Source organism: Kitasatospora terrestris (assembly GCF_039542905.1).
GTDB lineage: Bacteria > Actinomycetota > Actinomycetes > Streptomycetales > Streptomycetaceae > Kitasatospora > Kitasatospora terrestris.
This window is the reverse complement of record NZ_BAABIS010000001.1, coordinates 7,205,918-7,217,974: the sequence shown is the minus strand read 5'-3', so window position 1 is coordinate 7,217,974 and position 12,057 is coordinate 7,205,918. Positions and strand designations below refer to the sequence as shown.

The 12,057-nt window shown below is 73.5% G+C and carries 10 protein-coding genes; 7 read left to right on the top strand and 3 right to left on the bottom strand.

The genetic code is table 11. The features are described 5' to 3' along the window. Positions 1–86: 86 nt before the first annotated feature. Positions 87–1,241, bottom strand: a complete 1,155-nt coding sequence (locus ABEB06_RS33060) for an ROK family transcriptional regulator (RefSeq protein ID WP_345700592.1) — start codon at positions 1,239–1,241, stop codon at positions 87–89. Positions 1,242–1,450: 209 nt separating this feature from the next. Then, positions 1,451–2,644, bottom strand: a complete 1,194-nt coding sequence (locus ABEB06_RS33055) for a Gfo/Idh/MocA family protein (protein WP_345700591.1) — start codon at positions 2,642–2,644, stop codon at positions 1,451–1,453. A 130-nt stretch (positions 2,645–2,774) separates the two neighbouring features. Between ABEB06_RS33055 and ABEB06_RS33050 the strand changes: the two genes are divergently transcribed. The 5 genes from ABEB06_RS33050 (at position 2,775) to aspA (ending at position 8,504) form a co-directional block, all read left to right on the top strand. Further along, positions 2,775–3,605 (top strand): helix-turn-helix domain-containing protein, encoded by an 831-nt coding sequence (locus ABEB06_RS33050; protein WP_345700590.1) that lies wholly within the window; start codon positions 2,775–2,777, stop codon positions 3,603–3,605. A 196-nt stretch (positions 3,606–3,801) separates the two neighbouring features. Continuing rightward, the gene (locus ABEB06_RS33045) at positions 3,802–4,479 is read left to right on the top strand and encodes a FadR/GntR family transcriptional regulator (RefSeq protein ID WP_345700589.1); all 678 of its coding nucleotides are present in this window, start codon (positions 3,802–3,804) and stop codon (positions 4,477–4,479) included. After that, a complete protein-coding gene (locus ABEB06_RS33040; protein ID WP_345700588.1) occupies positions 4,476–5,939 on the top strand; it encodes an amino acid permease in 1,464 nt (487 codons plus the stop codon). Before ABEB06_RS33045 ends, ABEB06_RS33040 begins: the two co-directional genes overlap by 4 nt. A gap of 50 nt (positions 5,940–5,989) precedes the next feature. Next, a complete protein-coding gene (locus ABEB06_RS33035) occupies positions 5,990–7,003 on the top strand; it encodes an asparaginase (RefSeq protein ID WP_345700587.1) in 1,014 nt (337 codons plus the stop codon). A 94-nt stretch (positions 7,004–7,097) separates the two neighbouring features. Further along, entirely contained in the window at positions 7,098–8,504 is a 1,407-nt protein-coding gene (gene aspA, locus ABEB06_RS33030; protein ID WP_345700586.1) for an aspartate ammonia-lyase, read from the top strand. A 110-nt stretch (positions 8,505–8,614) separates the two neighbouring features. On the opposite strand, the gene ABEB06_RS33025 is transcribed toward aspA, so the two are convergent. After that, positions 8,615–9,958, bottom strand: a complete 1,344-nt coding sequence (locus ABEB06_RS33025) for a jacalin-like lectin (protein ID WP_345700585.1) — start codon at positions 9,956–9,958, stop codon at positions 8,615–8,617. Between the two features lie 236 nt (positions 9,959–10,194). Here ABEB06_RS33025 and ABEB06_RS33020 point away from each other — a divergent pair, with 236 nt between their 5' ends. Both ABEB06_RS33020 and ABEB06_RS33015 read left to right on the top strand, forming a co-directional pair. Beyond that, entirely contained in the window at positions 10,195–11,472 is a 1,278-nt protein-coding gene (locus tag ABEB06_RS33020) for an SLC13 family permease (protein ID WP_345700584.1), read from the top strand. A 4-nt stretch (positions 11,473–11,476) separates the two neighbouring features. Beyond that, on the top strand, positions 11,477–11,962 hold the full coding sequence (locus ABEB06_RS33015) for a universal stress protein (protein WP_345700583.1): 486 nt from the start codon (positions 11,477–11,479) through the stop codon (positions 11,960–11,962). Positions 11,963–12,057 lie beyond the last annotated feature (95 nt).

The following is a 12,057-nucleotide window of genomic DNA, read 5'->3' as shown; positions in this document are numbered from 1 at the left end:
TCTCCGATGCGGCGGCACGCGATGGTCGTGGTCGAGCACGACTGACCGGACCGACCGCTGCCCGTCGGGGGGGGTGGGTCCGCGGGTCACCCGGCGGGCAGCAGGGTCGGGTTCGCCATGATCCGGCGGACCGTCGTCAGCGCCGCGCCCAGCAGAGGCCCGCGTCGGCCCAGGGCGGAGGGGCGCAGCGCGTCCGGGGCCCAGGGGCGGACGGTGACCCGGGCGGCCAGTTCGGCGCGGACGGACGGCAGCAGCCAGTCGGCGAGTTCGGCGTAGGCGCCGCCGAGAACCAGCCCGTCCGGGTCGATGAGGTCGACGGTGGCGGTGAGGGCCAGGCCGAGGGCGCGGCCCGCGCGGTCCAGCGCCGCCAGGGTCGGAGCGTGAGCGGCGCCGGCCCGCTCGGCCAGCAGGGCGACCGGATCCGCGCCGGGCGGGGTGAGGCCGGCCTCGCGCAGCACGGCCGCCTCCCCCGCGTACTGCTCCAGGCACCCGCGGCCTCCGCAGGCGCAGTCGGGGCCGTCGGGGTGGACGGGGAAGTGGCCGAGCTCGCCGGCGAATCCCCGGGTGCCCCGGAACAGCCGCCCGTCGAGCACCAGGGCCGCTCCGATCCCGGCCGCGGCGGAGACGTGCACGAAGGTCGCCGAGGGCCGCCCCGCGGTCCAGTACTCGGCCAGCGCACCGAGGTTGGCCTCGTTCTCCGGCTCGGGGACGGTGTCGGGGTCGGGCCAGTGGTCGGCGAGCCGGACGCCGCGCCAGCCGAGGTTGGGAACGATCTCGACAAGTCCGCCGGGCTCGTTCGACACCACTCCGGGCAGGGCCAGGACACGGCCCTCGACGCGCAGCCCGAGGGCGGACGCCTCGGCTTCGGCCTCGGCGGCCAGCGCCGCCGCGTCCTCCAGGACCCGCCCGGCGGGGCGCCCCGCGTTGGCCCGCTCCACCCGGCGCCACACCCGGGTGTCGCCGCGCAGGTCCACCACGCACGCGGCGAGGTGGGCGACGCCGATCTCCAGGCCGAGGCCGGCCGGTCCTTCGGAGCTCATGGCCAGGGCTCGGCCGGGTCGGCCGACCCGGCCGCTGGCGGTGGCCGCCGCCTCGGTCACCGCGCCCCGGCTGATCAGTTCGTCGACCAGGGAGGAGACGGCTGCCCTGGTCAGCCCGACGTGCCCGGCGAGGTCCGCGCGGGACACCGGGCTGTGGGCGGCGACCGCGCCGAGGACGACGGCCAGGTTCTGTCGGCGCATGTCCTGGAGCGACGCCGGCCCGCTCGTCGCGCTGACGCTCGCCCTGCCGCCCACTGCCATGCGCCGCCCCCTGCCGCCCCCCGGCCGGGGCTCCCTGCTGGGCCCCGGCCCGACGCAGGCTACCGCCATCCGTCGGGCCGGGTGACGGCCTTGCGGCGAAGGGCGCCAGGGACGGCACGGATGCGGTAGGAGCACGGGCCGGTCCCTCCTCACACGGTGCGGGGGCCGTCCCCGTGGTCGGGGATCGGCAGGCGTGCTCCGCCCTGGAGGGCGGACTGGTGGGCGATGATGCCGGGGAGGGTGTAGCGGGCGGCGGTCCACGCGTCCACCGGCGGCGGCGTCCGCGTGGTCACCGCGGTGGCGAAGTCGTCGGCGAGGAAGTGGTGGCTGCCTTCGTGCCCGTTGGGGGCGTGCGCGAACTCGCGCGGGAGCCGGGAGCGGTCGTGGACGGGGGCGGTCCCGGAGGCGAAGGCGGCCCGGAGCTCCGGGGCGAGGTGGGCGAGCGAGGGGTCGTCCGGTGCGAGGGTGGGGGCGGGGCGCAGGTGCGCGGTGACGTCCTGCTCGCCCTTCTTGTCCTGCCACAGGCTGACCGGGCCGAGTTGCTCGAAGACCGCCTCCGTGCCGAAGTAGCGGAAGCGCGACTCCTTGCCGATGTACCCGACCCTGCGGAACTCGTTCGTGCGGAAGCTGCCGCCGCCCGCGACCTCGAACAGGGCGGTCGCGTTGGAGAAGTCGTTGTCGAACCGGCTGATCCCGCGGTCGAAGACGCCGTCGCCCCGCTCGTCCGGGACGCCGATCGCCGAGACGCTCACGGTGTGCGTCCGCCAGGCCCCGAGGACTCCGCCGATCGAATGGGTGGGGTAGAGCAGCGGCGGGTAGCTGGCGGTGGCCTTCCAGTCCGCACCGCCGCTGTACTTGTACGCGTCGTAGAAGCCCCAGTCCATGTCGTGGACGTAGTCGCCCTCCGCGTAGAAGATCCGGCCGAACGCCCCCGAGGCGATCCGCTCCCGCGCGTAGACGGTCGCCGGGTGGTAGTGGCTCGTCTCGCCCATCATGTAGATCCGGCCGGTCTCCTCGACCGCCGCGATGATCTCCGCGATCTCGGCCTCGGTCACGGCCATCGGGACCGCGCTGTACACGTCCTTGCCCGCGCGCAGCGCCCGCACGGCGAGCGGGCCGTGCGTCCAGCGCTGGGTGAGGATCGCGACGGCGTCGAGATCGGAGTCGAGCACGGCCTCGAACGAGGGGAGCGTGCCGGCCAGGTCGTAGTCGGTGACGAGTCGCTCGGCACGTTCCGGCAGGAGGTCGGTGACCCTGATGTCACCGACGTCCGGGTGCAGGCGCCAGAGCTTGGCGAACGAACCGGCGAACTGGCCGGCGCCGACGATGCCGAGTGAGAACACGTGATCCTCCGTCAGGGTGGCGAGGGGCAGGCGGCTTCGCCCGCGCGCGGCAACACCTGCGCGGACGCCGCTCCACGACGATAGGATCCGAGTTCACGCGACGTCTGTACCGCTACGAAGTGGGAACTTCTTGGATCCTCAGGGTGCCCTGGTCGACGAACCGTCCTACCTGCGGAGCTGGTCCGGGCAGCCGACGCCGATGACGGCGGCGCACCGGCACGACGACCTCGAAATCAACTTCGTGGCCGACGGCGGCCCGATGCTGTACCTCTACGGCGGTGAACTCCTCGAAGTCGCCGCGGGCGGCCTCGCCGCGTTCTGGGCCGCCGTCCCGCACCAGTTGGTGGAGAGCCGGGCGACCCGGGTCCACTGGCTGCACGTGCCGTTCGACCGGTTCCTGGCCTGGGGACTGCCGCAGTCGCTCGTGGCCCGGGTGCTCTCGGGCGCGCCGGTGGTCTCTCCGGCGGACCGTGCCGACGCGAGCGACCCGGCGAAGTTCACCCAGTGGGCCGCCGACCTGGGATCCGGAGACGACGAACTGCACCGCATCGCGATGCTGGAGATCCAGGCACGGGTCCGGCGCCTGGCGCTCGCCACCGTCGGCGATCCGGTGCACCGCTACGCCGGGGACGATCCGGCGCTGCGCCAGGCGGTGTCGATGGCACGGCACATCGCGCGCCACTTCCGCGAACCGATCACCGTCGCGGACGTCGCCGCGGCGGCGAACGTCCACCCGACCTACGCCATGACCCAGTTCCGCAAAGTCGTCCGCACCACGATCGGCGACTACCTGAGGCTGTACCGGCTCGCCGAGGCACGCCGACTGCTCGTCACCACCGACCTCACCGCGAGCCAGGTCGCCACGGCCGCCGGCTTCGGTTCCGTCAGCCGCTTCTACCGGGTCTTCACCGACGCCTGTGGCGTCACTCCGGCACGGTTCCGGCGCAGCCGCGGTCTCTGACGGCGGGTCGGCGGGGCAGGGAGGAGAGCCGGGGCCGGTCCCCGTCTCCCGCTGGGCCCCGGACGGCCCGCGCCCCGGTACGCCGTCCGTTCATTCCCCGCAACCTTGACACCACTGTCCGTCAAGCCTGAGGATCACATCTGTGAACCTGTCAGACAGCCAGACAGGTGGCCCCGCTCCCCGTCGCGTCAGCGCGATGGAAGCGGTCTTCGGCCACCTCCGCAACGCCATCGAGCGCGGCGAGTACGCGGTCGGCGACAAGCTCCCCTCCGAGGCCGAGCTGTGCCGCACCCTGGAAGTCAGCCGACCGGTCCTGCGGGAGGCGCTCCGGGCCCTGCAAGCCGTGGGACTGACGGCGTCGAAGACGGGCAAGGGCACCTTCGTCCTCGCCAACACCGTCGACGACCCGACCTTCGGCGACTACGCCGCCAGCCATCTCCTCGAAGTGCGACGGCACATCGAGATCCCGGTCGCCGGGTACGCGGCCCTGCGGCGCACCCCCGAGGACCTCGACCACCTGGCCCATCTCCTCGACCGGATGGAGCGGGAGACGGACACCACCGCATGGGTCGCCATGGACTCCCTCTTCCACCTGGCCCTGGCCGAGGCGGCCCAGAACCCGGTCTTCCGCCGGATCATCGAGGAGATCCGCGACGCGCTGGCCCGCCAGTCGGCCTTCCTCAACGAGCTGTGCGGCCGGCGCGACCAGTCCAACTGCGAGCACCGGGCGATCCTCGAGGCCCTGGTCGACGGTTCCGAACAGGACGCGATGGCGGCCATGTCCCACCACCTGCAGGTCGTCGAGTCGACCCTCACCGACATCGTGCGCCCCCGTCGCACGGACTCCCCCACGGAAGGCGGACCACAGGCGTGAGCGAGCAGCTCCTCGAGGACGGGACGCACCACCCGTCCCCCGGCCACGTCGACGCCGGTGACACCGGCTACAGCAAGTCCCTCAAGGCCCGGCACGTCAACATGATCGCCATCGGCGGCGCCATCGGCACCGGCCTCTTCCTCGGCGCCGGCGGCCGGCTCGCCGACGCCGGCCCCTCCCTGTTCGTGGCGTACGCCGTCTGCGGCGTCTTCGCCTTCCTGGTGGTCCGGGCCCTCGGCGAACTGGTGCTCTACCGCCCGTCCTCCGGCGCCTTCGTGTCGTACGCCCGGGAGTTCCTGGGCGAGAAGGGCGCGTACACCGCGGGCTGGATGTACTTCCTCAACTGGGCCACCACCGGCATCGCCGACATCACGGCGGTCGCCACCTACACCCACTACTGGGGCATGTTCTCCGACGTGCCGCAGTGGGTGATCGCGCTGGTGGCGCTGGCCGTGGTGCTCACCGTCAACCTCATCTCGGTGCGGATCTTCGGCGAGCTGGAGTTCTGGTTCGCCATCGTCAAGGTCGGCGCGCTGCTCGCCTTCATGGGCATCGGCGTCTTCCTGCTGGCCACCCGGCACCCGATCGACGGCAGCGTGCCCGGCCCCGCGCTGATCACCGACCACGGCGGCGTCTTCCCCAACGGCCTGCTGCCGATGCTGCTGATCATCCAGGGCGTGGTCTTCGCCTACGCCTCCGTCGAACTGGTCGGCGTCGCTGCCGGGGAGACCGAGCACCCCGAGCAGATCCTGCCGAAGGCGATCAACTCGATCATGTGGCGGGTGGGCCTGTTCTACGTCGGCTCCGTCGTTCTGCTGTCGATGCTGCTGCCCTGGAACAAGTACAGCGCGGGCCAGAGCCCGTTCGTGACCGTGCTGTCCCAGATCGGCGTCCCGGCGGCCGGCGACGTGATGAACCTGGTCGTGCTGACCGCCGCGATGTCCTCGCTCAACTCCGGTCTGTACTCCACCGGCCGCATCCTGCGCTCGATGGCCGTCAACGGCTCAGCACCCGCGTTCACCGCCCGGATGAGCCGCAGTCAGGTCCCGTACGGCGGCATCCTGCTGACCAGCGGTGTGTGCGTGCTCGGCGTCGGGCTCAACTTCGTCGTCCCGGCCGAGGCGTTCGAGATCGTGCTCAACTTCGCGGCGATCGGCATCCTCACCACCTGGGGCATGATCATGGTCTGCCACCTGCTGTTCTGGCGGAAGACCCGGGCCGGCGAGCTGACCCGCCCGAGCTACCGGCTGCCCGGCTCCCCGTGGACCGAACTGGTGACGCTGGCCTTCCTGGTCACCGTGCTGGTCCTGATGTACGCCGACGGCGGCGCCGGCCGCACCACCGTGCTGTGCCTGCCGCTGATCGCCGGCGTGCTGGTCGCCGGCTGGTACGCCATCCGCGGCCGCCTGGCGAAGGCCGGCGCGCCGGCCCCCGCCGACTCCGCCGACTCCGGCGACTGACCGGTCCCGCCCACTCCGACCAGCGACGAACCCCCACCGATCGAGGCAGCATGCGCAGCAGCATCCCGGCGGACCCGCCCGCCGTCCGCGAACCCCAGCACGTCCCCGTGGCCCACGTGGTCCGCGGCGGGCTGGTCGAGGGGGTGCACCACGGCTCCGTGGTCGTCCTCGACGCCGACGGCACCGTCCGCCACCGGCTCGGCGACGTCGAGGCGGCCTGCTACCCGCGGTCGGCCCTCAAGCCGGTCCAGGCCGTCGCGATGGTCCGCGCCGGGCTGCCGCTCGACGGCGCTCTGCTCGCCCTCGCCATGGGCAGCCACTCCGGCGAGGAGCGGCACCTCGCCGGCGCCCGCCGGATCCTGGAGCTGGCCGGCCTCACCCCGGACGACCTGCGCAACGTCGCCGACCTCCCGTACGCGCCGGCCGTCCGCGACGCGTGGCTGCGCGAGGGCCGCCGGCCCTCCCGGCTGGCCCAGAACTGCTCCGGCAAGCACGCGGCGATGCTCTACCTGTGCGCGCTCAACGGCTGGCCGCTGCAGACCTACCTCGACCCCGGGCACCCGCTGCAGACCTCGATCGTCGACGTGGTCGAGCACCTGACCGGCCAGCGCATCGCCCGGACCACCGTGGACGGGTGCGGCGCCCCGCTGTTCGCCGTCTCGCTGACCGGCCTGGCCCGCGCCGCCGCCCGGATCGGCGCCGCCGCCCCTGGCACCCCGGAGCGCCGGGTGGCGGACGCCCTGCGCGGCCACCCGGAAATGGCCTCCGGCATCGGACGCGACGTCGCCGCCCTGATGCGAGCGGTGCCCGGGCTGATCGCCAAGGACGGCTTCGAGGGCGTCCAGGTCGCGGCGCTGCCCGACGGCCGCGCCGTCGCCGTGAAGATCGCCGACGGGGCGGACCGGGCCCGGGTCCCGGTCGCGGCCGCCGCCCTGGCCCGGGCCGGCGTCGACCCGGCGCTGCTCACCGCCTTCACCGGGGAGAGCGTGCTCGGCGGCGGCCTCCCGGTCGGCGCCGTCCGCGCCGTCGACGCACCTGCGCTGCGCCCCACTCCCGTCGACTGACGCACCGACAGCCGAGGGACGCGCCGACCACCGAGGCCGTCCCTCACCCCCGGCGTGCCCGCCGACCCGATCCCAGGACGAGGAGCCCACTCCGATGAACGACGCCACCCGCAGCGAGCACGACCTGCTGGGCGACCGCGACGTCCCCGCCGACGCCTACTGGGGCGTCCACACCCTGCGCGCCACCGAGAACTTCCCCATCACCGGGACGCCGATCTCCACCTACCCGCACCTGATCGACGCCCTCGCCGCGGTCAAGGAGGCCGCCGCGCTCGCCAACGAGGAGCTCGGCCTGCTCACCCCCGAGAAGGCGGCCGCGATCACCACCGCCTGCCACGAGATCCGCTCGGGCCGACTGCACGAGCAGTTCGTGGTCGACGTCATCCAGGGCGGTGCCGGCACCTCGACCAACATGAACGCCAACGAGGTGATCGCCAACCGGGCGCTGGAGCTCCTGGGCCGCACCAAGGGCGACTACCGGCATCTGCACCCCAACGAGGACGTCAACCTCGGCCAGTCCACCAACGACGTCTACCCGACCGCCGTCAGGATCGCGACCGTCATCGCGGTGCACGGCCTGCTCGACGCGATGGCCGTCCTCCAGGACGCCTTCGCCCGCAAGGCCGTCGAGTTCCGCGACGTGCTGAAGATGGGCCGGACCCAGCTCCAGGACGCCGTGCCGATGACGCTCGGCCAGGAGTTCTCCGCGTTCGCGGTGATGCTCGACGAGGACCGCAGCCGGCTCGCCGAGGCGGTCGAACTGATCCACGAGATCAACCTCGGCGCGACGGCGATCGGGACGGGTCTCAACGCCCCGGCCGGGTACGCCGAGGCGGCCCGCCGTCACCTGGCCGCGATCACGGGGCTGCCGCTGGTCACCGCCGCCAACCTGGTCGAGGCCACCCAGGACTGCGGTGCCTTCGTCCAGATGTCCGGGGTGCTCAAGCGGATCGCGGTCAAGCTGTCGAAGACCTGCAACGACCTGCGGCTGCTCTCGTCCGGGCCGCGCGCCGGGCTCGGCGAGATCAACCTCCCACCGGTGCAGGCCGGTTCGAGCATCATGCCGGGCAAGGTCAACCCGGTGATACCCGAGGTGGTCAACCAGGTCGCGTTCGAGGTGATCGGCAACGACATCGCCGTCACCATGGCCGCCGAGGCCGGGCAGCTCCAGCTCAACGCCTTCGAGCCGATCATCCTGCACTCCCTGTCGGAGTCCGTCACGCACCTGCGGGCCGCCTGCCTCACCCTGGCGGAGCGCTGCGTGTCAGGCATCACCGCCAACACCGAGACGCTGCGGGCGACCGTCGAGAACTCCATCGGCCTGGTCACCGCCCTCAACCCGCACATCGGGTACACGGCCGCGACCGACATCGCCAAGGAGGCCCTGGCCAGCGGCCGGGGTGTGGCCGAACTCGTCCTGGAGCGAGGCCTGTTGCCGGCCGAGCGGCTCGCGGCGCTGCTCCGCCCCGAGGTCCTCGCGGGCAGCGGGACGCCGGCCTGACGCATCGCGGCAGCGAACTCCTCCTCGGCACCGCGCGGCCCTCGACCGGCACCGGCGGGTGGTGGGCCGCCACCCGGGCCCGGGGCGTGAACCTCGCGGACGGGCGACGGTCAGCGCTGGGTGTGGATCAGGCCGAGCTTGTCGACGTTGTCGCCCGAGCGCCCGGTGAAGCCGGTGATCTGCCACCCGGCGGGCGCGGTCCTGGTGACGCAGTCGGAGGTGGTGGTGCCGCCGGTCAGGGCGCGGCCCAGGTTGGTGGTGAACGTCGCGGAGAAGATCCGGGTCCGCCCGTTGTACCGGCCCTGGCAGAGGGTCACCGAGTCGAGGTACTCGCCGCTTCCCAGGACGAGCGAGGCGGCGGTGCCGCCGGTGCCGCCGTGAACCGGCCCGGTGCCGTCCGCGAGCGTGAGCCCCACCTGGTCGACGCGTGCGCCGGCGCGCAGCGTGACCGCCGACACCCGGGCGCCCGGCGCGATGCGGTCGACGTCGTTGAAGTGGTCGCCGTGCGGGCCGCCGAACTGCTCGCTCGCCCGGTAGGCGGGATTCGCGCTCCAGGTGAGGCCGACGGCGATCGGGTCGTGGTCGGAGAGCATCAGGCCGGCCCGGTCGAGGAAGTCGGCGTGCCTGTTGGCGTACGACGTCGCGGTGAGCGCGACCAGTCGGCTGCCGCGGTAGAGGACCTTGTCGACGACCTCGCAGGTGTCGGTCACCGCGTCCCCGTCGCACAGCAGCGGGTCGGTGCCGGGCTCGGGCGCCACTCCGCCGCGTTCCAGGGCCACCCAGGCATCGGTGAGTCCGTTGTCGGCGGCGAAGGCGGCGATGGTGTCGGCGGCCCGGGTGTACCGGGTGTTGGTGTCGCCCGCCACCAGGACCGCGTTGCCGGCCGAGTGGGTCCGGATGTGGGCGGTGAGCTGGGCCAGGTTCGCGGCGCGGGCCTGCTCGTCGCCGTCCTTGGTACCGGCGTTGGCGTGCAGGTTGTACGCGTCCAGGTAGACGCCTTCGGCGAGGCGTACCCGCATGAAGGTGAAGCCCTTGGGCGTGAGGCAGTCGCCCGAGTCGAGTCGGCAGTCGTCCCACCGCACCCGTTCGAAGTCGTCGCCGTCGTGGGCGGACCGGGAGAGGGTGTTGAGGCCGCTGCCGATGCCCGCGCCGCCGCTGGTCGCGGTGCGGTAGGGGTGCGAGTCGGCCGCGTAGAGGGCCGCGTGGTAGTTGAAGTCCTCCTGGACGTGCACCAGGTCGTAGGGCGCGAGCCGCCGGCCGATCGCGGTGGTGCTCGTCTGCCTGTCGGTGGAGGCGCTGGACAGCACCTGGGGCAGCCCGGCCACGTTGTACGTCAGCACGGACAGCGAGCCCTCGGCCGCGACCGGCGCGGCATGGGCGGGAACGACGCCGAGCAGGCAGGCCGCGGCGGCCGCGGTGACGACTCCGGCGAGGCGGCGGACGAGGTGTTCCATCGGACTCCGATCAGGAGGCGCAGTGACCCGGCGCCCGGAGCGTACGAGTGCCGAATGTCCGCGTCAACATCGCCCGGCCATGGCGATCACTTCTCTGACCTGCTGTTTTCTCTGAGAATGCCTGGTGGCCGGGGCACCGGAAGTGAGCGTGAACAGGCAGGTCCGGGCAGCGTGTCGCCATGCGGCGGTTCCGTCCGGGCGGCGGGCGTCTGGTTCGATGAGGTCGCGACCGTCGCATGTCGAGAAGGGATCGGGTCCTGAGTACGTCGTTCGCCGAGGCGCTGTCCGTCGGCCTGCTGGTGCTGGTGCTGGTCTGCGCGGTGGCGCGCCCCTTCGGCTGGCCGGAGGCGGTGGTCGCGGTGCCCGCCGCCGCGGTGGTGGTCGGCACCGGCGCGATCTCCCTCGACCACGCGGCGGAGGAGGTGGCGCGGCTCGGCCCGGTGATCGGCTTCCTCGCGGCCGTGCTGGTGCTCGCGCAACTGTGCGACGACGAGGGCCTGTTCCACGCCTGCGGGGCATGGATGGCCCGCACGTCGGCGGGCCGGCCGGGGCGGCTGCTGGTCCAGGTGTTCGCCGCCGCCTCGGTGATCACGGCGGTGCTGAGCCTGGACGCCACCGTGGTGCTGCTGACCCCGGTGGTGTTCGCCACGGCGGCCCGGCTCGGGGCCCGTCCGAAGCCGCACGTCTACGCCTGCACCCACCTCTCCAACACCGCGTCCCTCCTCCTGCCGGTCTCCAACCTGACGAACCTGCTGGCGCTGGCGGCCAGCGGGCTGAGCTTCACCCGGTTCGCGGCGCTGATGGCCCTGCCCTGGGTGGTGGCGATCGCCGTCGAGTACGCGGTCTTCCGGCGTTTCTTCGCCGCCGACCTGGACGCCGGCGCCACGGCGGCGGCGACCGGCGAGGAACCGGAGATGCCGCTGTTCGCGCTGCTGACCGTCGCCGGCACCCTGGCGGGCTTCGTGCTCACCTCGGTCATCGGCATCGACCCGGCCTGGGCCGCACTGGCGGGCGCCCTGGTGCTCGGTGTCCGGGCGCTGGCCCGGCGCCGCACCACCCCGCGGGCGGTCCTGCGGTCGGTGAGCGTGCCGTTCCTGGCGTTCGTCCTGGCGCTCGGCGTGGTGGTGCGGGCGGTCGTCGACAACGGCCTCGCCGATGCGCTCGGCGACCTGGTGCCGAGCGGCCACGGTCTGGCGGCGCTGCTCGGCATCGCCGCGCTGGCCGCCGTCCTGGCGAACGTCATCAACAACCTGCCCGCCACCCTCGTCCTGCTCCCCCTCACCGCTCCGGCCGGGCCGGGCGCGGTCCTGGCGGTCCTGCTCGGCGTCAACATCGGCCCCAACCTCACCTACGCGGGCTCGCTCGCCACCCTGCTGTGGCGGCGCATCGTCCACGCGCACGACAGCGCGGTCGGCCTCAAGGAGTTCACCCTGCTGGGCCTGCTGACCGTGCCTGCTTCCCTGCTCCTGGCGGTCCTGGCACTGTGGGGATCACTTCACGCGATAGGAGTGTGACACCGTGGCAGTCGTCGTGTGGATCACCGAGGGCACCTGGCCGGCCTGCGTCGACGCGGCCCGCACGGGCGTCCCGCAGGGGGCGGAGATCGTCCTGCTGTACGTCGCGGGGACGGAGGTGCCGGGCGCCGCGCACGGGGCGTTCGCGGGACTGCTCGGCCGGGGACACCCCGGCCCGCGGCACCCGGCGGCCGGTTGGGGCAGCGATCCGGGCGACCGCATGGAGGAACTCGCCTCCGCCACCGGCGAGAACCTGCTGCGGGCCGCCGCCGAACGCCTGACCCGGCCCTGCACGGTCCGCGTCGCGCACGGCCGGGTCGAACGGGAGGTGGTCGCCGCCGCGGAGGGCGCCGAGCTGCTGGTGCTCGCCCGCGACGGCTCCCGCGCCCACCCCGGACCGCACAGCCTGGGCCCGGCCGCCCGCTACGTCGTCGACCACGCCCGCTGCCCCGTCCTGCTGGTCTGGCCCGACCCCCTGCCGGACCACTAGGGACCACCGGAGGCCCACCCGGCCGCCCCGCGGGCGGCCGTCCCCAGGACGGCGCCGGCGTCCGCGCTCCCGCCGCGGGCGCCGCGCCGGCCGTG